This is a genomic window from Streptomyces sp. SDT5-1 (assembly GCF_052245995.1).
GTDB lineage: Bacteria > Actinomycetota > Actinomycetes > Streptomycetales > Streptomycetaceae > Streptomyces.
The window spans coordinates 7,063,158-7,084,802 of sequence record NZ_CM125963.1 but is presented as its reverse complement, the minus strand read 5'-3'; the positions used below and the strand labels follow the sequence as shown (position 1 = coordinate 7,084,802).

20 protein-coding genes and 1 pseudogene are annotated in these 21,645 nt (G+C 71.8%); 7 read left to right on the top strand and 14 right to left on the bottom strand.

The genetic code is table 11. The features are described from left to right. Positions 1–3: 3 nt before the first annotated feature. Positions 4–1,152, bottom strand: a complete 1,149-nt coding sequence (locus tag ACTWJ8_RS32460) for a CaiB/BaiF CoA transferase family protein (RefSeq protein WP_443261139.1) — start codon at positions 1,150–1,152, stop codon at positions 4–6. A 240-nt stretch (positions 1,153–1,392) separates the two neighbouring features. Here ACTWJ8_RS32460 and ACTWJ8_RS32455 point away from each other — a divergent pair, with 240 nt between their 5' ends. Continuing rightward, positions 1,393–2,145 (top strand): hypothetical protein, encoded by a 753-nt coding sequence (locus ACTWJ8_RS32455; protein WP_443261138.1) that lies wholly within the window; start codon positions 1,393–1,395, stop codon positions 2,143–2,145. 104 nt (positions 2,146–2,249) lie between these two features. Next, positions 2,250–3,431 (top strand): saccharopine dehydrogenase family protein, encoded by a 1,182-nt coding sequence (locus tag ACTWJ8_RS32450; RefSeq protein WP_443261137.1) that lies wholly within the window; start codon positions 2,250–2,252, stop codon positions 3,429–3,431. Here ACTWJ8_RS32450 and ACTWJ8_RS32445 read toward each other — a convergent pair. From ACTWJ8_RS32445 to tatA, 5 genes and pseudogenes are all read right to left on the bottom strand, one after another. Further along, complete coding sequence (locus ACTWJ8_RS32445; protein WP_443261135.1) at positions 3,403–4,113, bottom strand: endonuclease V; 711 nt, start codon at positions 4,111–4,113, stop codon at positions 3,403–3,405. The two genes, ACTWJ8_RS32450 and ACTWJ8_RS32445, sit on opposite strands and share 29 nt — an antisense overlap. 14 nt (positions 4,114–4,127) lie before the next feature. Next, entirely contained in the window at positions 4,128–5,186 is a 1,059-nt protein-coding gene (locus ACTWJ8_RS32440) for an acyltransferase family protein (RefSeq protein WP_443261134.1), read from the bottom strand. Next, entirely contained in the window at positions 5,183–5,764 is a 582-nt protein-coding gene (locus tag ACTWJ8_RS32435; protein ID WP_443261133.1) for a TerD family protein, read from the bottom strand. The genes ACTWJ8_RS32440 and ACTWJ8_RS32435 overlap by 4 nt, the downstream gene beginning before the upstream one ends. Before the next feature lie 94 nt (positions 5,765–5,858). After that, entirely contained in the window at positions 5,859–6,434 is a 576-nt protein-coding gene (locus ACTWJ8_RS32430) for a TerD family protein (RefSeq protein WP_356373701.1), read from the bottom strand. 55 nt (positions 6,435–6,489) lie between these two features. Then, a pseudogene (tatA, locus tag ACTWJ8_RS32425) lies at positions 6,490–6,651 on the bottom strand (Sec-independent protein translocase subunit TatA); the annotation flags it as partial. Positions 6,652–6,771: 120 nt separating this feature from the next. Here tatA and ACTWJ8_RS32420 point away from each other — a divergent pair. Next, positions 6,772–8,241 (top strand): LCP family protein, encoded by a 1,470-nt coding sequence (locus ACTWJ8_RS32420; protein ID WP_356373702.1) that lies wholly within the window; start codon positions 6,772–6,774, stop codon positions 8,239–8,241. Here ACTWJ8_RS32420 and mgtA read toward each other — a convergent pair. From mgtA to ACTWJ8_RS32380, 8 genes are read right to left on the bottom strand one after another with little or no spacing between them, the layout of a single operon-like run. Next, complete coding sequence (gene mgtA / locus ACTWJ8_RS32415) at positions 8,232–10,826, bottom strand: magnesium-translocating P-type ATPase (RefSeq protein ID WP_443261132.1); 2,595 nt, start codon at positions 10,824–10,826, stop codon at positions 8,232–8,234. The two genes, ACTWJ8_RS32420 and mgtA, sit on opposite strands and share 10 nt — an antisense overlap. Further along, the gene (locus ACTWJ8_RS32410; protein ID WP_356373703.1) at positions 10,810–11,172 is read right to left on the bottom strand and encodes an ArsR/SmtB family transcription factor; all 363 of its coding nucleotides are present in this window, start codon (positions 11,170–11,172) and stop codon (positions 10,810–10,812) included. The genes mgtA and ACTWJ8_RS32410 overlap by 17 nt, the downstream gene beginning before the upstream one ends. A 55-nt stretch (positions 11,173–11,227) precedes the next feature. Continuing rightward, positions 11,228–11,794: a Uma2 family endonuclease gene (locus ACTWJ8_RS32405; RefSeq protein ID WP_443261131.1), complete on the bottom strand. Its 567-nt coding sequence runs from the start codon at positions 11,792–11,794 to the stop codon at positions 11,228–11,230. A gap of 50 nt (positions 11,795–11,844) precedes the next feature. Beyond that, positions 11,845–12,366, bottom strand: coding sequence for an MSMEG_1061 family FMN-dependent PPOX-type flavoprotein (locus tag ACTWJ8_RS32400; RefSeq protein ID WP_356373705.1), 522 nt, complete (start codon positions 12,364–12,366; stop codon positions 11,845–11,847). A gap of 48 nt (positions 12,367–12,414) precedes the next feature. Next, positions 12,415–13,230, bottom strand: a complete 816-nt coding sequence (locus ACTWJ8_RS32395; protein WP_356373706.1) for an ABC transporter permease — start codon at positions 13,228–13,230, stop codon at positions 12,415–12,417. A gap of 12 nt (positions 13,231–13,242) precedes the next feature. Next, positions 13,243–14,109: an ABC transporter permease gene (locus ACTWJ8_RS32390; RefSeq protein ID WP_443261130.1), complete on the bottom strand. Its 867-nt coding sequence runs from the start codon at positions 14,107–14,109 to the stop codon at positions 13,243–13,245. A 1-nt stretch (position 14,110) separates the two neighbouring features. Further along, positions 14,111–15,322: an ABC transporter substrate-binding protein gene (locus ACTWJ8_RS32385; protein ID WP_443261129.1), complete on the bottom strand. Its 1,212-nt coding sequence runs from the start codon at positions 15,320–15,322 to the stop codon at positions 14,111–14,113. A 28-nt stretch (positions 15,323–15,350) separates the two neighbouring features. Beyond that, entirely contained in the window at positions 15,351–16,400 is a 1,050-nt protein-coding gene (locus tag ACTWJ8_RS32380) for an ABC transporter ATP-binding protein (RefSeq protein ID WP_443261128.1), read from the bottom strand. Positions 16,401–16,458: 58 nt separating this feature from the next. On the opposite strand from ACTWJ8_RS32380, the gene ACTWJ8_RS32375 reads away from it, so the two are divergent. From ACTWJ8_RS32375 to ACTWJ8_RS32360, 4 genes are all read left to right on the top strand, one after another. Further along, positions 16,459–16,755 carry a YciI family protein gene (locus ACTWJ8_RS32375; protein ID WP_356373709.1) on the top strand — a complete coding sequence of 99 codons (297 nt, stop codon included), beginning with the start codon at positions 16,459–16,461 and terminating at the stop codon, positions 16,753–16,755. A gap of 250 nt (positions 16,756–17,005) precedes the next feature. After that, a complete protein-coding gene (locus tag ACTWJ8_RS32370; protein ID WP_356373877.1) occupies positions 17,006–17,365 on the top strand; it encodes an SsgA family sporulation/cell division regulator in 360 nt (119 codons plus the stop codon). Between the two features lie 264 nt (positions 17,366–17,629). After that, positions 17,630–19,249, top strand: a complete 1,620-nt coding sequence (locus tag ACTWJ8_RS32365) for an ABC-F family ATP-binding cassette domain-containing protein (RefSeq protein WP_443261127.1) — start codon at positions 17,630–17,632, stop codon at positions 19,247–19,249. A gap of 73 nt (positions 19,250–19,322) precedes the next feature. Next, positions 19,323–21,623: an excinuclease ABC subunit UvrA gene (locus ACTWJ8_RS32360; RefSeq protein ID WP_356373711.1), complete on the top strand. Its 2,301-nt coding sequence runs from the start codon at positions 19,323–19,325 to the stop codon at positions 21,621–21,623. Positions 21,624–21,645: the final 22 nt, after the last annotated feature.

The following is a 21,645-nucleotide window of genomic DNA, read 5'->3' as shown; positions in this document are numbered from 1 at the left end:
CGATCAACTGCCTTTCGTGGTGGGCTCGTTCAGGGCCGGTACGTCCCAGTCGAGCGCGACGTCTGCGGTGTCGGCGCCGGGCTGGGCGGGGCCCGAGTGGACGCTGGTGGGCGTGTCGGAGAAGCGGGGCGCGGGGGCGGGCTGGGTGATGCCGCCGTGGTCGACGAAGGTGCCGCGGGCGGCGAGGTGCGGGTGGCGCGGGGCCTCCTGGAGGCCGAGCACGGGGGCGACGCAGGCGTCCGAGCCCTCGAAGACGGCCGTCCACTCGTCGCGCGTACGTTCCTTGAAGCGGGCGGCGACGGCGGCGCGCAGCTCGCCCCAGCGGGACAGGTCGTTGCGCGCGTCGGCGGCCTCGCCGAGACCCAGCAGCTCGGCGAACTCGGCGTAGAACTGCTGCTCGAGGGCGCCGACCGCCATGTACCGGCCGTCGGCGGTCTCGTACGTGCCGTAGAACGGGGCGCCGCCGTCGAGGAGGTTGGCGGCGCGCCGGTCCTGCCAGCCGCCGGCCGCGAGCATCCCGTGGATCATCGTGGAGAGGTGGGCGGTGCCGTCGACGATCGCGGCGTCGACGACCTGCCCGGCGCCCGTGTCGCGGGCGTGGTGGAGGGCGGCGAGGATGCCGACGACGAGGTAGAGCGAGCCGCCCGCGTAGTCGCCGAGCAGGTTCGCGGGGGCCACCGGCGGGCGGTCGGGGTCGCCGGTCATGCCGAGGGCTCCGGTCAGCGCGATGTACCCGAGGTCGTGGCCCGCACGCTGGGCGAGCGGCCCGTCCTGGCCCCAGCCGGTCATCCGCCCGTAGACGAGCTTCGGATTGCGGGCGCGGCAGTCGTCGGGTCCGACGCCGAGCCGCTCGGCGACGCCCGGCCGGTACCCCTCGATGAGCACGTCGGCCCGCTCGGCGAGCGCGAGCACCCGCTCGGCGCCGTCCGCCGCCTTCAGGTCGACGACCACGGACCGCTTGTTGCGGTTCGTCACGTCGAACTCCGGGGGCAGCCCGAGCGCCTGACCGCCCGGCCTGTCGACCCGTACGACGTCGGCCCCGAGGTCGGCGAGGAGCATCGCGGCGAAGGGCCCCGGCCCGATTCCGGCCAGCTCCACCACACGCACCCCGGCCAGCGGCCCGTGCCCGCTCCCGGTCCCTGCCACTGCCATCCCGCCACGCCCCCAGCTTGTGACACTACTGATGTAACACCAGTGATGCTATGAACCCGCCAGGCTCAGCACAACCCCCGACAAGCAAGCGCTTAGCCAATTTCCCCCTCCCGCACGGCCCGGTACCGGCCATTCCGCCCCGGCCGCCCCAAGTGGCGGCCTCCCTTCCGGTGACCGTTCGGACGCGAGGGGTAGTCGGTGACGTCTCACGCAACGTGCCGAACCACGGAGGGAGACGAAGTGGCGCACAGCAGGCGAGCGATGGCACTGACGGTCGTCGCCGGGGTCGCGGCCCTGGGGCTCGGGGGCTGCGGCGGCGACAAGGAGGCGCCGGACGACGCCTTCGCGGGCAAGAGCGCCGACCGCATCGCCGCGGACGCGGTACGGGCGACGCGGCAGGCCGACTCGATGCACGTGAAGGGCACCACGCGGCAGGAGTCGGGCGGCGAGGTCGCCGTCGACCTCGCCGTGGACCGGCGGAAGAACTGCGAGGGCACCGTCACCGTGGCGGGCACGCGGGCCGACGTACGCCACCTCGACGGCACGCTCTACCTGCGCGGCGACCGGAAGTACTGGCAGGCCGCGCTGAAACGGCAGCCCGGGGCCGACAAGGTCGTGCCGAAACTCGAGGACAAGTGGGTGAAGACCCCGGCGTCCGACGCGATGACCAAGAACCTGTGCGACAAGCAGAGCCTCGTCGCGTCCATGGACGAGGACAAGTCCCAGCGCAGGGGCCTGAAGAAGAGCGGCACGACCAGCGTCGACGGCACGAAGGCGCTGAAGCTCACGAAGAGGTCCGCAGAGGGCGGGACGCTCTCGCTCTACGTCGCCGCAGAGGGCGAGCCGTACGTCCTGCGCACCACGGAGTCCGGCGGCAGGAGCCCCAACAGCGCCACCTTCAGCGACTACGGCAAGGCCGTGCGCCCCGAGAAGCCCTCGCCCGACGAGACGGTCGACCTCGGGGCCCTCGCGGCCGGCGCACGGGGCGCCTGAACCGTCGGCCGCCGCCTCCTCGGAGGGGGCCCTCCTGCTGACGCACCACCCGTCACGTTAGCCTCGGCCACCGACATCGGCGTGCGAGACGGGTGAGGGGTGGCATGAACGAGGTGGGCAGGACGTACGACGTGGTGCTGTTCGGTGCGACGGGGTTCGTGGGGGTGCTCACCGCCGAGTACCTCGCGGCCCACGCGCCCGAGGGGCTGCGGTGGGCGATCGCGGGGCGCGACACCACGAAGCTGGAGCGGCTGCGGGAGCGGCTGACCGAGATCAACCCCGAGTGCGCGGTGCTGCCGCTGGAGCGCGCTGACGTCGCCGACCGGGCCACGCTGCGCGAACTCGCCGCCAACACGCGGGTGGTGGCCACGACCGTGGGCCCGTACCTGGAGTACGGCGAGGGGCTCGTCGCCGCGTGCGCGGACGCGGGCACCGACTATGTGGACCTGACGGGCGAGCCCGAGTTCGTCGACCTCATGTACGTGCGCCACGACGCGCGCGCCCGCGACACCGGCGCCCGCATCGTGCACGCCTGCGGCTTCGACTCGGTCCCGCACGACCTGGGCGCGTACTTCACCGTCAAGCAACTCCCGGAGGACGTGCCGCTGCGCGTCGACGGCTTCGTACGGTCCAACGCGACGTTCTCCGGCGGCACCTTCAACTCCGCCCTGAACCAGTTCTCGCGGGCCCGGCAGATGCTCGCCGCGCAGCAGGAGCGGCGCCGGAACGAACCCCGTCCCCTCGACCGCACCGCGTACGCCCCGACCGGCACCCCGCGCTACGCCAAGGAACTCGGCGCGTGGGCCCTGCCGTTGCCGACCATCGACCCGCAGATCGTGCAGCGCTCGGCGCGCGCCCTGGAGCGCTACGGCCCGGACTTCCGCTACCGGCACTACGCGGCGGTGAAGACGCTGCCGTTCGCGGTGGGCGGCGTCGTGGGCATGGGCGCGCTGTTCGGCGCCGCCCAGGTGCCGCCGGTGCGGCGCTGGTTGGGCGGGCGCCTGAAGCCGGGCGAGGGTCCTGACGAGGCGCGCCGCGCGAAGAGCTGGTTCACGGTGCGGTTCGTGGGCGAGGGCGGCGGGCGCCGCGTCTACACGGAGGTGGCGGGCGGCGACCCCGGCTACGGCGAGACGGCGAAGATGCTCGCCGAGTCCGCGCTCTGCCTCGCCCAGGACGAACTCCCGTACGCGGCCGGGCAGGTGACCACCGTCGAGGCCATGGGCGACGCCCTGATCGAGCGGCTGACGGCGGCCGGCATCACGTTCCGGGTCGCGGCCGAGCGCTGAGCGCGGCGAGCGCGTCCCGGCACAGCCGGTCGGCCCGCCGGGTCGTCTCCGGGACGCGGTACGTCGGCGTGAGCGACAACGCGTGCGCGCACGCGTTGTCGAGCGAGATCCGGTGGCCCACCGACACGTAGACGGGTTTCACGCCGTCCTGCGTGCGCAGCGCGCGGCCGACCTCGTCGGCGCCGTCGAGCAGGGCCGCCGCGCTCCCCCGTTCCTCACCCAACTCCCCGTGCGAGAAGACGAACGGGTTCTTGGCGACGCCCATCGTGGGCAGCCCGGTGAGCACCCCGAGGTGGCTCGCCAGGCCGAAGCGGCGCGGGTGCGCGAGCCCGTAGCCGTCGCAGACGACGAGCCCGGGGTCGACGGTGAGCGCCTCGAGCGCGCCGACGACCGCCGGGATCTCGCGGAACGCCAACAGGCCGGGCACGTAGGGGAAGGCGACCTCGCCGACGGCCGTCGCCTCCTCGACCACGGCGTGCGTGGCCGCGTCCAGGACGACGGCGGCCGCCGCGACGACGCCGCGCCCGTCGTCGTACGCGACGTCGATACCGGTGACCGTGCCGGTGCCGGGCGGCGGCCCAGTCTCGTCCCGTACGACACGGTCGCGCAGCTCGTCCTGGACGGCGCGCGCCGCCGCCTCGGCGGTGGGCCGGCCATCCGGGACCCCCGTGATCGTCTTCATGCCGAGACCCTAGATCACGCGCGCTGCCGTGCGGTGTCCCGCCTGAACGCCCACTCCATCCGCGGCTCCATCACGCATCTGAACACGCGTCGCACGGGTGATGTGCACAGCGCGGTGATCACGACCGCCGCGACGAGCGTCACGACGACCTCGCCCCACGGGGTGTGCACCCAGGCCGGCTCGTACCAGTCCCAGAAGCGCGAGCCCTTGGCCAGGAAGCCGTGCAGCAGATAGCCGTACAGGGTGCCCGCGCCGAGCGCCGTGAACCACGTCCTGCGGCCGGGGACCCACGCGAAGAAGCACGCGGTGAGGATCGCCGAGCAGCCGAACATGGCCAGCGTCATGACGACACCGGTCCAGCCGGGCGCGCCCAACTCCTGGGCGCTGTCCCGGCGGTAGAACCACGCGGAGTTCATCCGCGGCACCGCCCAGTACGCGAACAGCAGCGCGGAGGCGAACACCGGTACCGCCAGGATCCGCACCTCCTTGCGGCGCACCAACTGGAAGTGCTCGGGCCTCAGGACGAGGCCGAGCACGAAGAACGGCAGGAACTGCAGGACGCGCTGCAGGTCCAGGTCGTCACCGATGCTGGGCGACACGGAGGCGAGCGCCGCGATGGCGAGCGCCAACGGCAGCGGCCACCGGATCACCTTCCACAGCGGCGTGGTGAGCCGCCACACGAACAGCGCGATCAGGAACCACGTGAGGTACCAGGGGTCGAGCAGGCTGATCGGGTAGCCGGGGTCGTCGCCCGCCGTCCGCTTGAAGAACGTGTAGGCGACCTCGAACACGACGTACGGCACCGCCACCCCGGTGATCAGCCGCTTCAGTCGGCCGGGGCTCGCGTCGAAGGACCGCGAGAAGTAGCCGGAGATGACGATGAACGCCGGCATGTGGAACGCGTAGACCGTCATGTAGAGCGCGGCCGCGGCCCGGCTGTCGTCGCGCAGCGGCTCCCACGCGTGCCCCATCGCGACCAGCACGATCGCGAGGTACTTGGCGTTGTCGTGGAACGCGTCCCGGCCCTTGGGCGCGCTCGTGCGCGCCGGGGCCGGGACCGCCGTCAGGCTCACAGGTGGCAGGTGATCGCCGGCAGCAGGTCCTGGAAGGTCCGGCCGGCGGCCGGCTCCCCGATCGCTCTGAGCTGCCAGCCGGAGCCCTCGCGCCGCACCTTGGCCATGATCTGCGCGGTGTGGTGGCCGCCGCCGTCCAGGGTGTAGCGGGCGAGTTCCTCTCCGGTGGTCTCGTCGACGAGGCGGCAGTACGCGCTGCCGACCTCGGCGAAGGTCTGCCCGGTGAACGAGTTCACGGTGAAGACGATCTGGTCGACCTCGGCGGGCACCCGCGACAGGTCGACGGCGATGGACTCGTCGTCGGCCTGCCCGGTGCCGCCCACGAGGTTGTCGCCGCTGTGCCGCACCGAGCCGTCCTGGCTGATGAGGCGTTGGAAGAAGACCACGTCGGCGTGGCGCTTCCCGGCGAAGAGCACGGCCGACGCGTCGAGGTCGATCTCGCGGGCGCCGGTCAGCTTGGCGAGGAAGCCCTTGCGCGGTGCGGCCTGCCAGCCGAGGCCCATGCGCACGAGGGTCAGGGCGTCGCCGGTGTCCTTGCTGAGGCTGATCTGCTGGCCCTTGGCCAGATTCACGGACATGCGGTGCTTTCTGATCGGGCGGTCGAGGAGTGCGTCGTACGGGCGCGCCGCCCGCCCCGGCGAGCGGGGGAGGCGGCGCGTGGGACCGGCGGCGTCAGACGTTGACGCCGAAGTCCTGGGCGATGCCGCGCAGACCTGAGGCGTAGCCCTGGCCGACGGCGCGGAACTTCCACTCGCCGCCGTGCCGGTACAGCTCGCCGAAGACCATGGCGGTCTCGGTGGAGGCGTCCTCCGACAGGTCGTAGCGGGCGATCTCGGCGCCGCCCGCCTGGTTCACGACGCGGATGAACGCGTTGCGGACCTGGCCGAAGCTCTGGCCGCGCACCTCGGCGTCGTGGATGGACACCGGGAACACGATCTTGTCGACCTCGGCGGGCACCCCGGCGAGGTTCACCTTGACGCTCTCGTCGTCGCCCTCGCCCTCACCGGTGAGGTTGTCCCCGGTGTGCTCGACGGAGCCGTCCGGGCTGGTGAGGTTGTTGTAGAAGACGAAGTGCCCGTCCGAGAGCACCTTCCCGGCCGTGTCGCACAGCAGGGCGCTCGCGTCGAGGTCGTAGTCGGCACCCGTCGTCGTGCGCACGTCCCAGCCGAGGCCGACCGTCACCGCGGTCAGGCCCGGCGCCTCCTTGCTGAGCGACACGTTGCCGCCCTTGCTCAGGGAAACTCCCACTGCTGCTACCTCCACATCATTTCGAACAGTTGCGCAATGCTTAAAGTGGTGCCGCGGTCTCGTCGCTCTCCTTCATGGCCTTCGTCTCGCTCTTGAGGATGCGCAAAGACTTGCCCAGGGAGCGTGCGGTGTCCGGCAGCTTCTTGGAGCCGAAGAGCACGATGATCACGACGCCCAGGACCAACAGGTGCCAGGGCTCCAGTGCGTTACGGAACATGGGTCCACCTCTTGCTCGTGGTCGGACCGCGGACGGGGTGGACGTGAGGTCCCCACAGCCGCGCTTGCTACATTGCGCAACTGTACAACCAACGAGCGGACCGGGAGCAAGGGCACTGCTATGGGGCGACGGCGCAAGCGCAGCCGACTTTCGATCACGCTCGTCACGGGGCTCGCGTTCCTCGTGCTCATCACGGGCGGGGCGGGCTGGCTGTACCTGAAGCTGAACGGCAACATCGACACGTTCGGCGCCGACGGACTGTCGAGGAACCGGCCCGCGGCCGACTCGTCCAAGGGTGAGAACGTGCTGGTGATCGGCACCGACGCGCGCACCGGTGGCAACAGCGACCTCGGCGGCGGCGACAAGAACGACATCGGCCGCTCCGACACCGCGTTCCTGCTGCACGTCTACGCCGACCACCGGCACGCCGTCGGCGTCTCCATCCCCCGCGACACCCTGGTCACGATCCCGCCGTGCAAGCTCCCCGACGGGACCTGGAGCAGCACCCGTACGGACACGATGTTCAACGCGGCGTACACGACGGGACAGACGGCGGAGGGCAACCCGGCCTGCACGCAGAACACCGTCGAGGAGCTGACGGGGCTGCGCGTCGACCACACCGTCGTCGTCGACTTCAAGGGCTTCTCGCAGCTCACCGACGTGGTCGGCGGCGTCCGCGTGTGCCTGCCGAACGATGTCTACCAGAAGGACCTCAACCCGAACCGGGCCACGCGCGGCGACCGCATCTTCAAGAAGGGCGAGCAGACCGTCGCGGGACAGCGGGCGCTCGACTACGTCCGCATCCGGCACGGCATCGGCGACGGCTCGGACATCGGCCGCATCCAGCGCCAGCAGTCGTTCGTCTCCAGCCTCATCAAGAAGATCAAGAGCGACGGATTCACGCCCACCAAGCTGCTGCCGCTCGCCGACGCCGCCACGAAGTCGATGACCGTCGACCCGGGCCTCGGCTCCGCCGACAAGCTGCTCGCGTTCGCGATGTCGCTCAAGAACGTCGACCTGCACAACACGAAGTTCGTCACGATCCCCTGGAAGTACGAAGGTGACCGCGTCGCCGTCGTGCACCCGGACGCGGACGCGCTGTGGGCGGCGCTCAAGGAGGACCGCACCCTCGACGGCAAGGACGCGAGCGGGAAGAAGGGCGGCAAGAAGGCCGCGGCCGGCGCCTCGGCCTCGCCCTCCCCCAGCGAGGCGGTGTCCGTGTCAGGGGAGGGCGTCTCCGTCGCCGTCTACAACGGCACCGCCACCCCGGGCCTCGCCGCCGAGGCCGCCAAGGCGCTCACCGGGCACGGCTTCACGGTGACGGCCACCGGCAACGCGGCCGACCAGGCCCGCCCCACCACGACCATCACCTACGGCCCCGGCGAGAAGGCCCACGCCTCCGCCGTCGCCCGGCTCTTCCCCGACGCGGAGCTCGCCGCGGGCACCGCCCCCGGCATCGGTGTGGTGCTCGGCGCGGACTACAAGCCGGGCACCGAGGGCTCACCGGCGCCGACCGCCGTGCCCTCCCAGGTGGCGGACGGGGCGCGCTCGGCCGACGAGAACATCTGCTCCCACCTGTCCTACGGCTGACCCGCGCGCAGCCCGCGGCGGCGCAGCAGCACCAGCGCGAGCGCGTACACGAGGAGGACCGCCGCGAGCAGCGGGTAGTACAGCGGCGGCAGGCCCGAGACGCCGAGCCAGGGGCCGAGCGGGGTCAGCGGCAGCAGGATGCCGACGGCGGCGAGCCCCGTCGCGGCCCAGCGCACCGGGCCCGGCGTCCTGCCCTCCGCGGCCTGCCGTCCCGTGCGCAGCAGAAGCATCACGAGGGCCTGGGTCAGCAGGTTCTCGGTGAACCAGCCGGCGTGGAAGCCCTGCTGGTCGCCGAGGTCCAGGGAGCCGGGCAGGCACAGCGCGAGCGCCCCGAAGGTCGCGATGTCGGCGAGCGCGCCGATGACGCCGAAGCCGGTGATGAAGCGCAGGAAGGGGCGCGGCCGCAGTTCGGTGGGGCGGCGCAGCACGGCGGGGCGCGGCCGGTCGAAGGCGAGCGCGAGCTGGGCGGCGTCGAAGCACAGGTTCTGCACGAGGACCTGCGGCGGCAGCATCGGCAGGAACGGAAGGAGCAGGCCCGCCGCGAGCATCGCGATCACGTTGCCGAGGTTCGACGAGAGCGTGATCCGCAGGTACGAGGCGATGTTGGCGCTGGAGTGCCGGCCCGCCACGACGGCGTGCTCCAGGGCGGTGAGGTCCTTGTCGGCGAGGACGACGTGGGCGCTCTCGCGGGCCACGTCGACGCCGCCCGCGGGGCACACGCCGACGTCGGCGGCGCGCAGCGCGGGCAGGTCGTTGACGCCGTCGCCGAGGAAGCCTGCGGTGTGGCCGCGGCCGCGCAGGGCGGTGATCACGCGGGCCTTGTGCTCGGGGGTGCAACGGGCGAAGACGGTGGTGCGGTCGGCGAGTTCCCCGAGCCGCTCGTCGTCGAGGTGGTCGATGTCGGCGCCGACGACGACGTCGCCGGGATCGATGCCGACGTCACGGCAGACGCGGGTGGCGGTGGCCGGGTGGTCGCCGGTGAGCACCTTGACGGTGACGCCGCGCTCGCCGAGGGCGGCCACGGCGTCGTGCGCGGTCTCGGCCGGGGCGTCGTGGAAGGCGACGAAGCCGCGGAAGGTCAGTCCGCGTTCGTCGGCAGGGGTGTAGCCGCGGGCGCGGGCGGCGCGCTCGGCCGTGGCCACGGCAAGGAGCCGGACGCCCTGCGCCGCGAGGTCCGCGGCCCGCCGGTGCAGCGCGGCCCGCTCGTCCTCGTCGAGCGCGCACCGCTCCAGGACCTCGGCGACGGCGCCCTTCACGGCGAGCACGTGCACGCCGAGCGTTCCGGGTTCCTTCACGACGGCGGTGGCCAGGCGGCGCACCGGGTCGAAGGGCAGCGCGTCGACCCCGTCGTACGCGTCCCAGTCGTCGGGGCCCGTCGCCGCGAGGAGCGCCTCGTCGAGCGGGTCGGGGTCGGTGAGTTCGGCGGTCTGGAGGGTCCACCACGCGGAGGCGCCCGCCCAGTGCAGCGCCTCCGGGTCCGTGCGGTCGGGGTCGACGGCGGGCCGGTCGCGGGTGAGGGTGCCGGTCTTGTCGACGCACAGCACGTCGACGGCGCCGAGGTCGTGCAGCGCGGGCAGGCGGCGCACGATCACGCCGTGCGAGCGGGCCAGGAGGGCGGCGCCGCGGGCCAGGCAGATGGTGACGATGACCGGCAGCATCTCCGGTGTGAGGCCGACCGCCACGGCCACGGCGAACGGCAGGGTCTCCAGGCCCCGGCCGCGCACCGCCGCGTTCGCCATCAGGACGAGCGGCGGCGTCAGCAGCATGAAACGGATCAGCACCCACGATATGCCGTGCACGCTGCGGTCGAAGGCGCTCGACGGGCGTTCGCGGCGGGTGCGGTGCACGGCGGCGAACCGGGTTTCGGCGCCGGTCGCGACGACGACCGCGGTGCCGCTGCCGGAGGCGACGCTGCTGCCCTGGAAGACGAGATGCCCCTCGCCGTCCCCTTCGGGCAGGTCGGCCGGCTCCTTGGGCACGGGCGCGGACTCCCCCGTGAGCGCCGCCTGGTGCACGGTCAGACCCCGCGCCTTCAGCAGGCGTACGTCGGCGGGGACCAGGGCGCCGGGGGCTAGGCGCACCACGTCGCCCGGCACGAGGTCGTCGACCGGTGTCTCGCGGACGCGCGGCTCGTCGTCGGGGTGGTCGCGGCGCTGGACGCTCGCGGTGCCCGCCACCAGCTCGCGCAGTCCGGCGCCCGCGCGGTCGGCGCGGTACTCGCCGTGGGCGCGCAGCACGCTGCTGACCACGACCAGGGCGAGGATGACGCAGGCGGTACCCCAGGAGGCGACCAGCGCCGAGACGAGGCCGAGGCAGAACAGGACCGTGGTGAACGGATCGCGCAGGCTGCGCCACATCCGCAGCGGCCAGGACGGCTGCCGGGCGGTGGGCAGGGTGTTGCCGCCGTGCCGGGCGAGCCGTTCCTCGGCCTGTGCCGTGGTCAGTCCGCGCGGACCCGTGTCCAGGGCGCGCAGGGTCTGGAGGGCGGTCGGTGCCGTGGGGGCCGGGCGGGGGTGCGGCAGCGCAGCGGTCCGCGCGGCCGGGTCGGAGACGGCCACGGCCCGGCCTTCAGGCCCCGGCGCCACGCAGGCGGCGCACCGGCGCCTTCGCCTGCTCGGCGCGCTCGGTGAGCTGGCCGATCATGAGGTGGACGACGCTGACGACCTCGGGGTCGTCGACGTAGTACACCTGGCGGCGGCCCTCGCGGCGCGAGCGCACGAGGCCGGCGAGCTTCAGCTTCGTCAGGTGCTGGCTGACGGCGGGCAGCGCGCCGCCGACCCGCTCGGCGAGCCCGCTCACGTCGCTCTCGCCCTGCGCGAGGGCCCACACCATGTGCAGCCGCACGGGCGACGCGAGCAGCGCGAACGCCTCGGCCGCCTCGGCGAGCACCTCACCCGACGGATCCTCGAACCGCCCGGCCCCTGCGACCACTGTCCACTCCTGTCCCGCTCCCCGGCATGCGTACGCGGGCAAGTCTAGGCGGGCTTCACAGGGCTCCGAGGTCGACCGTCACCTCGAAGGGCGCGGTGGCCTTGACCGTGCCGGTGAACACGTCACCGTCCCGGTAGGCCTTGTTCGCGGGGTCCAACACGTAGGTGTAGACGATAGGCAGGCCGGTGACGGCCTGTTCGATGCGCCAGTAGAAGGGGATGCCGGCCTTCGCGTACTGGTCGACCTTGACGATCCTGTCGGTGGTCTCCGACCCGGGCGAGACAACCTCGACGACGAGGAGCACGTGTTCGGGGCGGGTAGGCGTGAGGTCGATGGTGTCGGCCCGGTACACGGTGACATCGGGTCGCCTGTTGGTGAGGGGGACGTCCTGCAGGCGCACGTCGAAGTCGGTGTCGGCGTTCCAGTCCGCGCCCGCGGCGGCGTCCAGGGCGTTGGCCAGGATGCGGGCGAGCCGATTGTGCCGCTTGGACGCGCTGGGGCTCACCACGACCATCCCGTCCACGACCTCGATGCCGGCACACTGCTCCTCGGTCCAGGAGTCGTACTGCTCCGCACTGATCGGCGTGTGCATCCAGTCCGGTGCGACCATCTCGGCGGTCATGACGTACCTCCTTCGCCCGTGTCCGGCGCTTCCCGTCCCACGCCGTCAGCCTACTGTTCCGCCCCCTCCCACGTCTCCGGACGCCACAGTCCCGCCCGGTTCAGGGACTGGGGGCAGTGGAGGTAGATCTCGTCGATGTGGAGGAGGAGGGCGAGGGTCGGGGGGACGCCCTTGAGGGACATGTCGGGAAAGAAGGGGGCGTCGGTGAGGACGCGGGCGCGGCCGTTGATCCGCAGGACGTCCTTGGCGCCGGGTATCAGGAAGAGCAGGCCCGCGTGCGGGTTCTGAAGGATGTTGTGGAAGCTGTCGCCGCGCCGGTTCCCCGGCCGGTCCGGCAGGGCGATCGTGCGGTCGTCGACGACGTGCGCGAAGCCGGGCGCGTCGCCGCGCGGCGAGGTGTCGCAGTTGCCGTCCGCGTCGGACGTGGCGACGAGGCAGAACGGTGAGCGGGCGAGCAGCTCCCGGTCCTTCGCGGTGAGCTCCGTGTGCACCTTGTCGATCACGATGGGCCACGGTTCGCCGAGGATCTCGCGCAGCTGCTCCGGGGAGCGCAGCTCCTGGTACTCATGCATTCCCGAACCCTATACGACGTTAAGTTAGGGTCACCTAACAAGCCCTGGTCACACCCTGCTGCCCGCCGCAGTGTCCGACGACAGCCGCTGGGCGACGTACACCGGGATCACGGAGAGCAGCACCAGGACGACCGCCACGACGTTGACGACGGGGGCCTGTTGGGGGCGGGCCATGTTGGAGAAGATCCAGATCGGCAGCGTCTGGACGCCCGCGCCCGCCGTGAACGTCGTGACCACGATCTCGTCGAAGGACAGCGCGAACGCGAGGAGGCCGCCCGCCGCGAGCGCGGACCGCATCAGCGGGAACGTGATGTCGCGAAAGGTCCGGAAGGTGTCGGCGCCGAGGTCCATCGCGGCTTCCTCGTACGTGCCGGTGAGGCGGCGCAGCCGGGCCGCGACGTTGTTGAAGACGACCACCACGCAGAACGTGGCGTGGCCGACGACCACCGTGAACAGGCCCAGCCCGATGCCGAGGGGTTCGAGGACCGTGCGGAAGGCCGTGTTGAGGGCGACGCCGGTGACAATGCCGGGCAGCGCGATGGGCAGGACGACCGCGAAGGAGATCGCCTCGCGGCCGAAGAACCGGTGGCGGGAGACCGCGAAGGCGACGAGCGTACCGAGGACGAGGGCGATCGCCGTGGCGCCGACGCCCGCCTTCACCGACGTCCACAGCGCGTCCCGCGCGCCCGCGCTGTGCCAGGCGTCGCGCCACCACTCGAAGGTGACCCCGGGCGGCGGCCAGCCCGAACTGCGGTCCGGGTTGAGCGAGTTGACGACGACCAGGAGCAGCGGGACGTAGATGACGGTGAAGCCGACGACGGCGCCGACGCGCAGCGCGACGCGGGCCGGGCGGGACAGGTGCATCTGCGGCCCCCTTCAGAGGCTGCTGAGCGCGCCGGTGCGGCGCACCGCCAGCAGGTAGAGGACGATGACCACGACCGGCACGGTGCCGAGCGCCGCGGCGAGCGGCAGGTCGAGCGTGATGTTCGAGTAGACGAGGTTCCCGATCAGCTGTGTCCTGCCGCCGACGATCTGCACGGCGATGTAGTCGCCGAGACTGAGCGAGAACGTGAACACCGAGCCCGCGGCGACCGACGGCAGCACCAGCGGCAGCAGCACCGTGCGGAAGGTGCGCCAGGAGCGGGCGCCGAGGTCGGCCGAGGCGTCGAGCATGCTGTCGGGGACGCGTTCGAGGCCGGCGTGGATCGGCAGGATCATGTACGGCAGCCAGAGGTACGTCAGGACGAGCACGGTCGCGACGAGCCCGTAGCCGGGGGCGCCCAGGCCGAAGGGCCTCAACAGCCAGTCGAGCAGGCCGCCTTGGGCGAGCATGACGCGCCACGCGTACGCCTTGACGAGGTAGCTCGCCCACAGCGGAGTGAGGATCGCGACGACGAGCAGCGGGCGCCACCGGGGCCGCGCGACGCGCGCCGTGAAGAAGGCGATGGGGAACGCGACGACGACGCACAGCACGGTGACGCCGAGCGCGACGCCGACGCTGCGCAGCGCCACCTGCCGGTACACCCCGGTCGTGAACAGCGCCTCGAAGTTGTCGAGCGTCCACGTCCGCACGATGTCGGAGGTGAACGGGTCGGTGGTCCACAGCGCGGACAGGAACAGCACCGCGAGCGAGCCGAGGTAGGCGACGACCAGCCAGGTGAGGGGCGCGGCGAGCAGCAGGGAGAGGCGGAGCCGGGGGCTGCGGTGCAGCGCCCCGGCGGCCCGCTTCGAGGCCGGCGGCACGTCAGCCCTTGATCTCGGTCCAGGCCTGCACCCACTTCGCGTACGGCACGCACTTGGTGTCGGTGCGGCCGTCGAGGCACTGCGGGATGGGCGTGGTCCAGAAGTGCACCTTCTTCCAGTACGCGGCGTCGTCGGCGTGGAACGTGGCGCAGTGCTTGGGGTCGCTGGTCTCCTCGCACGCCTTGGCGTTGGAGGGCGCCTCGCCGAAGTACTCGGCCACCTGTGCGTTCACCTTCGGCGAGACGATCCAGTCGAGCCATTTGTAGGCGCAGTTGGGGTGCTCGGCCTTCGCGGAGACCATCCAGGTGTCGGACCAGCCGGTGGCGCCCTCCGTCGGAAGAACGGCCTTCACCGGGGCCTTCTCGCTCTGGGCGGTGTTCACGATGACCTGCCAGCTGGTGCCGACGACGGAGTCGCCGCTCTTGAAGGCGGAGATCTCCTTGAGGTAGTCGCTCCAGTACTCGCCGACGTTCGCGTTCTGCTTCTTCAGCAGGTTCACGGCGGCGTCGAACTGCTTCTGGTCGAGCGCGTAGGGGTCCTTGATGCCGAGGTCGGGCTTCGTCTTCATGAGGTAGAGCGCGGCGTCGGCGATGTAGATCGGCGAGTCGTAGGCGGTGACGTGCCCCTTGTGCCGTCCGGCGTCGTCGAAGACGGCCTTCCAGGAGTCGGGCGCGGGCTTCACCTTGTCGGTGCGGTACATGAGGAGGTTGGCGCCGCGGCCGTGCGGGATGCCGTAGGCGACCTTCTTCACCGAGTTCCACGGCTGCATCTTCAGGCCGGGGAAGATGTCCTTGTAGTGCGGTACGAGATCGGTGTTGACCGGGGCGGCGTCGCCTGAGGCGATCAGGCGCAGGGAGGCGTCGCCTGAGGCGGAGACGGCGTCGTACTGGCCCGTCTTCATCAGGTTGACCATCTCGTCGGAGGTGCCGGCGGTCTTCGTGCTCACCTGGCAGCCGGTCTTCTTCTCGAAGGGGTGCACCCAGTCGACCTTGGGGTCGTTCGAGCCGTCCTCGGCGTAGCCGGCCCAGGCGATCAGGTTGAGCTTGCCCTCGGTCTTGCCGAGGGACTTCGGGGCGGACATCTTCGGCGGGGTGAAGCCCCGGCCGCCGGGCGCGCCCTTCGCGCCGCCGCCGTCGTCGGAGGAGCCGCAGGCGGTGGCGAGCAGCAGCCCGCCGAGCGCCGTCGCGGCCATCAGGGTCCGGGTCGCTCGCACGTGCACACTCCCTGGTCGTCGAGGTGGGTCAACTTTCCTGGTGCAGAGGGACGTTGTGGCGGCGGTGCCAGCGCAGCAGGACGCGGGCGCCGGGCGGCGCGGGCGCTTCGGCCCCGGCTCCCGCGTTCTGGCGTACGACGACGAAGCGGACGCCCGCGTCGGTGTCGACGACGACGCGGGTGCAGTCGCCGAGGTACACGGCGTCGGCGACGGTGCCGCGCACCTCGCTGTGGTCGTGGTCGGGGTCCGGCTCCGCGTCTGCGTCGAGGAGCCGGACCTTCTCGGGGCGGACGCCGTACGTGCCGGGTTTCCCGACGAGGAGTTCGGCGGCGGCGCCGGTGAGCGTGTTGGAGGTGCCGACGAAGGACGCGACGAAGGCGGAGGCCGGGTGCTCGTACAACTCCCGTGGTGTGCCGACCTGTTCGACGCGTCCGGCGTTGAGGACGGCGACGCGGTCGCTGAGCGCGAGGGCCTCCTCCTGGTCGTGGGTGACGAGGACGAACGTGATGCCGACCTCGCGCTGGAGCTCCTTCAGCTCGGTCTGCATCTGTTCGCGCAGCTTGAGGTCGAGGGCGCCGAGCGGCTCGTCGAGCAGCAGCACGCGCGGGCGCACCACCAACGCCCGCGCCAGGGCGACGCGTTGGCGCTGCCCTCCGGAGAGCTGTCCCGGTCTGCGCGCGCCGAAGCCCTCCAGGCGCACGGACTCAAGGGCGGCGCGGGCCCGCTCGGCCTGCTCGCGGCGCGGGACGCCGCGCACCCTGAGCCCGTACGCGACGTTCTGCTCGACGTTCATGTGCGGGAACAGGGCGTAGTCCTGGAAGACAGTGGTGACGTCGCGCTCGAAGGGCGCGCGCCGGGTCACGTCCTCGCCGGCGAGGTGGATCGTGCCGCTCGACGGCTTCTCGAACCCCGCCACGAGCCGCAGCACGGTCGTCTTGCCCGAGCCCGAAGGACCGAGCAGGGAGAAGAACTCGCCCTCGGCCACGTCCAGTTCGACCCCGTCGACGGCGTGCACCTCGCCGAACGACTTGCGCAGCGCCCGCAGCCCGATCGCCGCGTTCTCCTTGGCGGTAGCCATAGCCGTAGATCATGCACACTTCAACGGACGCCACAAGGGTGCGAGTAGTCTCCCGATCATGTTTGTACTGGAATTGACGTACACGGCCCCTCTCGAGCGCATCGATGCCCTTCTTCCCGCGCATGTCGCCTGGCTCGACGAGCAGTACGCGGCGGGCGTCTTCCTCGCCTCGGGGCGCAAGGAGCCGCGCGAGGGCGGCGTGATCCTGGCGGTCGGCGAGGACCGGGCGGCGATGGAGCAGCTGACCGCGGGCGACCCGTTCGTGGTCGACGGCGCCTGCGCGTACCGGATCACCGAGTTCCGGGCGACGAAGACGGCGCCCGCGCTCGCACCGTTCCGGCAGCCCGCGGGCTGAACCGCGCCGCCGCGTCACATCTCGCCTCCGCTCCCCCGATGGTGCCGACCGTCACATCGGCACCAGGGTTGAAACCGGTGACAGAGGTCACTCGAATTTCGACCGGCTTCAGGCGCACGGATTGCTTCGTTCCGCCGTCTATTCAAGTGAGGCCGTGCAGTGGTCCCACCGTCCAGCCGTCACAAGGGAGCAGGCGTTGTCCGTCATCGAGCAAGCCGTCGAGGCCCGTCTCGTCGCCGCCGCGCCGCGCATGGCGCACATTCCGGCGACCCTGCGCTACGACGTGCGCGACCCGTTCGCCGTGCGCATGTCCTTCCCGGCCCCGGCGACCCTCGAAGGCGTCCCGGTGAGCTGGACCTTCGCCCGCGAGCTGCTCTCCATCGGGGTGGCGAGCCCGGCGGGCGCGGGCGACGTGCGGGTCAAGCCGTACGGGTACGACCGCACGGTGCTCGAGTTCCACGCGGTGGAGGGCACGGCGATCGTGCACATCCGCACCGGCGAGCTGCGCCGCTTCCTGGCGGAGACGACGGACCTGGTGCCGTTCGGCGAGGAGGCGGCGCACGTGGACGTGGACGCGGACCTGGAGGAGCTGCTGCGGGACGCCTGCTGAAGCCGCCGGCATTAAATCCTTTGACGGCCCCACCGGGGGCTTCTACCGTGGTCGACGGTTCTGTTGCCGTCGATCGGAGAAGGACGTTGCTCCACTGAGGTCCTGAGACACCGCCGCCCGACACGCCTTTCTGTCGCGTGTCCGCGCCGTCGTGTGTGCGACCTCGGTCTCCCGAGCCGTCCTCCGCCAGCAGGCCCGACCTGCCGCCGCGGTGTCTCGAACGCGTTGCATCCCGTTCCCACCGAGCAACCGCGAGGCCGCCTCATGTCACATCCCCAGAGTTTCTCCCACGCCACCCCCGCCTCCGTCGCCTGCACCGGCCTTGAGTTCACCTGGCCCGACGGCACCCCCGTCTTCGAGGGGCTCCAGGTCTCCTTCGGCCCCGGCCGCACCGGACTCATCGGCGTCAACGGGTCGGGCAAGACGACCCTCCTGAAGCTGCTCGCCGGCGAGCTGACCCCGGCCGAGGGCACCGTGCAGGTCTTGGGCGAGATCGGTTACCTGCCGCAGAACGTCACCCTCGACACGGCCCTCCGCGTCGACCAGGCGCTCGGCATCGCGGACACCCGTGCCGCCCTGCACGCCATCGAGTCGGGCGACGTACGGGAGGAGCACTTCACCGCGGTCGGCGACGACTGGGACGTCGAGGAGCGGGCGCGCGCCATGCTCGGCGAGCTCGGTCTCGGCCACGTCGACCTCGACCGCACCATCGGCGAGGTCTCCGGCGGCGAGTCCGTGCTCCTGCGCCTGGCCGCGCTGCTGCTGCGCCGCCCGGACGTACTGCTGCTCGACGAGCCCACCAACAACCTCGACGTGCGCGCCCGCGAGCGCCTGTACGCGACCGTGGAGGGCTGGTCCGGGGTCATGATCGTGGTCAGCCACGACCGTGAACTCCTCGACCGCGTCGACCAGATCGCCGACCTCAGGGACGGCGAGGTCACCTGGTACGGCGGGAACTTCTCCGCGTACGAGGAGGTGCTCGCGGCCGAGCAGGAGGCGGCGGAGCGGATGGTGCGGGTCGCCGAGTCCGACTGGAAGAAGCAGAAGCGCGAGCTGACCGAGGCCCATGTCGCCCTGGCGCGGCGCAAGCGGTATGGGCAGAAGATGTACGACACCAAGCGCGAGCCGAGAGCGGTGATGAAGCTGCGCAAGCGCTCGGCGCAGGTCTCCGCGGGCAAGCACCGCATCCTGCACGAGGAGAAGCTGGCCGAGGCAAAGGAGCGTCTCGACGAGGCGGTGGAGGCGGTACGGGACGACGACGAGATCCGCGTCGACCTGCCGTTCACGGCCGTGCCGCCGGGCCGCTCCGTGCTGTCGCTGCACAACGTCACGACGGTGTACGGGGCGCGCGTCGCGGGCGAGTTCGAGGTGCGCGGGCCGGAGCGGATCGCGCTGCTCGGGGCGAACGGCTCGGGCAAGACGACGCTCCTGCGCACCATCGCGGGCGAGCTCGCGCCGACCGAGGGAGAGGTCGAGGCGCATGTGCCGCTGCGCTTCCTGCCGCAGCGGCTCGACGTCCTGGACGACGGGCTGAGCGTCGCAGAGAACGTGGCACGGTTCGCGCCGGACGCCACGAACAACCGGGTGCGGGCGCGGCTCGCCCGCTTCCTGTTCAAGGGAGCGCGGGCGGACCAGCTCGCCGGGACGCTGTCAGGAGGTGAACGGTTCCGGGCGACGCTCGCCGCGCTGATGCTCGCGGAGCCGGCCCCGCAGCTCCTGATGCTGGACGAGCCGACGAACAATCTGGACCTCGCGAGCGTGGCCCAGCTGACGTCGGCCCTGGAGTCGTACGAGGGAGCCCTGATCGTGGCCAGCCACGACCTGCGGTTCCTGGAGTCGATCGGCATCACGCGACGGCTGCACCTCGACGCCGAAGCCGCGTAAGAAGCCGAAGCCGCGTAAGAATGGGCGGAATACCCGACAGAAGCTGTCGGGTATTCCGCCTAGCGTCGTCGGCATGACGTACCTGCACATCGTCGGCGCCCGCGAGAACAACCTCCGGGACGTCACCCTGCGCATCCCCAAGGAGCGGCTCACCGTCTTCACCGGGGTGTCGGGGTCCGGGAAGTCCTCCGTCGTCTTCGACACCATCGCCGTGGAGTCGCAGCGCCAGCTCAACGAGACGTACCCCTGGTTCGTCCGCAACCGGCTGCCCAAATTCGAGAAGCCGCACGCGGACGCGCTGGAGGAGCTGACGCCCGCGATCGTCGTCGACCAGCGGCCGGTCGGCGGGCACTCGCGGTCCACGGTCGGCACCATGACCGACGTGTACTCGGTGATCCGCGTGCTGTTCTCGCGGCACGGGACGCCGAGCGCGGGCCCCGCGACCGCGTACTCGTTCAACGACCCGAGCGGGATGTGCCCGCGGTGCCACGGGCTCGGGCGCACCGTGCGACCCGACTGGGACCGCATCCTCGACCCGTCGAAGTCCCTCGCGGGCGGCGCGATCCTGTTCCCGCCGTTCGCCGTCGGCACCTGGCAGGGGCAGACGTACACCGAGACCACCGACCTCGACACCGCCAAACCCGTGCGGGAGTTCAGCGCCGCCGAACGGGAGTTCCTGATGCGCGGGCGGGGCACGAAGGTCAACGTCGCGAACACCGGCGGGCGCCGGGACATCGACTTCGAGGGGCTCGCCGACCGCTTCGAGCGGCTGTACCTCAACCGGGACCTGTCGACGCTCAGCCAGCGCACGCGCGATCTGGTCGGCCGGTTCCTGACCGAGGGCACCTGCCCGGAGTGCGAGGGCGCGCGCCTGAACGCCGCCGCGCTCGCCACCCGCGTCGAGGGCCTGTCCATCGCGGAGTGCGCGCGCATGGAGGTGAGCGAGCTGATCCCGGTCCTTCGCCGCGTCGACGACCCGGTGGCCGGGCCGATCGCCGACGCCGCCGTCACCGCTCTGGAGCGCATCGAGGCGATCGGCCTCGGCTATCTCAGCCTGGACCGGGAGACGTCGACGCTCTCCGGCGGCGAGGGCCAGCGCCTGAAGACCGTGCGGCACCTGGGCTCCAGCCTGACCGGGATGACGTACATCTTCGACGAGCCGAGCGTCGGGCTGCACCCGCGCGACGTGGGGCGGCTCAACGATCTGCTGCTGCGCCTTCGCGACAAGGGCAACACCGTGCTCGTCGTCGAGCACGACCCGGACGTCATCGCCGTCGCCGATCACGTCGTCGACATGGGCCCGGCGGGCGGAGCGGACGGCGGGCGCGTGGTGTTCGAGGGCACGCCGGACGCGCTGCGGCGCGCGGACACGCTCACGGGCCGCTGCCTGCGCCGCACGGGCGGCGTCAAGGAGCGGCCGCGCACGCCCACGGGACACATCGAGATCGCCGACGCCCGCCTGCACAACCTCAAGGACGTCACCGTGCGGGTGCCGACCGGGGTGCTCACGGCCGTCACCGGGGTCGCGGGCTCCGGGAAGAGTTCGCTGGTGTCGGGAGCGTTCCGCGCCGTGCATCCGGAGGCGGTGGTCGTCGACCAGTCGTCCATCGGGATCTCGGGGCGCTCCACTCCGGCGACGTACCTCGGGATCATGGACACCGTACGGAAGGTGTTCGCGCGCGAGACGGGCACGGAACCGGGCCTGTTCAGCTTCAACTCGGGCGGGGCCTGCGAGCGCTGCGAGGGGCGCGGCGTCATCCACAGCGATCTCGCCTTCATGGACCCGGTGACCACGGTGTGCGAGGCCTGCGGCGGGCGGCGCTTCAAGCAGGAGGTGCTCGGCCTGACCGTGCGCGGCCGGTCGGTCGCTGACGTGCTCGACATGACGGCCGCCGAGGCGCTCGACTACTTCGCCGCCCTCGACGACAAGGGCGTAGCCCGCCGCCTGCACGCCCTGCGCGACGTCGGCCTCACCTACCTCACGCTCGGCCAGCCGCTCAGCACGCTGTCGGGCGGCGAGCGCCAGCGCATCAAGCTGGCCACGCAACTGCACCGCACCGCCGCGACGTACGTCCTGGACGAACCGACCACCGGCCTGCACATGTCGGACGTGGACGGGCTCGTGGCGCTGCTCGACCGGCTCGTCGACGCGGGCAACACCGTCCTGGTCGTCGAGCACAACCTCGACGTGGTCCGGCGGGCCGACTGGATCGTCGATCTGGGCCCCGAGGGCGGCCGGCACGGCGGACGCGTGCTGTTCGAGGGCACACCGGCCCAACTGCTCCGCGCGGACGGCTCGTTCACCGCCGAGCACCTGCGGCGGGCCGTCGCGGGCGGGGTCGGGCCCGGTGAGGGGGACGTGACGGCCGCGTGACAGGGGATTCCGCGACACGTGT

Excerpts from the sequence above, each read along its gene's own strand:
- ACTWJ8_RS32460 (WP_443261139.1), bottom strand. The coding sequence starts at position 1,152 with ATGGCAGTGGCAGGGACCGGGAGCGGGCACGGGCCGCTGGCCGGGGTG.
- ACTWJ8_RS32450 (WP_443261137.1), top strand. The coding sequence starts at position 2,250 with ATGAACGAGGTGGGCAGGACGTACGACGTGGTGCTGTTCGGTGCGACG.
- ACTWJ8_RS32445 (WP_443261135.1), bottom strand. The coding sequence starts at position 4,113 with ATGAAGACGATCACGGGGGTCCCGGATGGCCGGCCCACCGCCGAGGCG.
- ACTWJ8_RS32435 (WP_443261133.1), bottom strand. The coding sequence starts at position 5,764 with ATGTCCGTGAATCTGGCCAAGGGCCAGCAGATCAGCCTCAGCAAGGAC.
- ACTWJ8_RS32420 (WP_356373702.1), top strand. The coding sequence starts at position 6,772 with ATGGGGCGACGGCGCAAGCGCAGCCGACTTTCGATCACGCTCGTCACG.
- ACTWJ8_RS32405 (WP_443261131.1), bottom strand. The coding sequence starts at position 11,794 with ATGACCGCCGAGATGGTCGCACCGGACTGGATGCACACGCCGATCAGT.
- ACTWJ8_RS32400 (WP_356373705.1), bottom strand. The coding sequence starts at position 12,366 with ATGCATGAGTACCAGGAGCTGCGCTCCCCGGAGCAGCTGCGCGAGATC.
- ACTWJ8_RS32395 (WP_356373706.1), bottom strand. The coding sequence starts at position 13,230 with ATGCACCTGTCCCGCCCGGCCCGCGTCGCGCTGCGCGTCGGCGCCGTC.
- ACTWJ8_RS32380 (WP_443261128.1), bottom strand. The coding sequence starts at position 16,400 with ATGGCTACCGCCAAGGAGAACGCGGCGATCGGGCTGCGGGCGCTGCGC.
- ACTWJ8_RS32375 (WP_356373709.1), top strand. The coding sequence starts at position 16,459 with ATGTTTGTACTGGAATTGACGTACACGGCCCCTCTCGAGCGCATCGAT.
- ACTWJ8_RS32370 (WP_356373877.1), top strand. The coding sequence starts at position 17,006 with ATGGCGCACATTCCGGCGACCCTGCGCTACGACGTGCGCGACCCGTTC.
- ACTWJ8_RS32365 (WP_443261127.1), top strand. The coding sequence starts at position 17,630 with ATGTCACATCCCCAGAGTTTCTCCCACGCCACCCCCGCCTCCGTCGCC.
- ACTWJ8_RS32360 (WP_356373711.1), top strand. The coding sequence starts at position 19,323 with ATGACGTACCTGCACATCGTCGGCGCCCGCGAGAACAACCTCCGGGAC.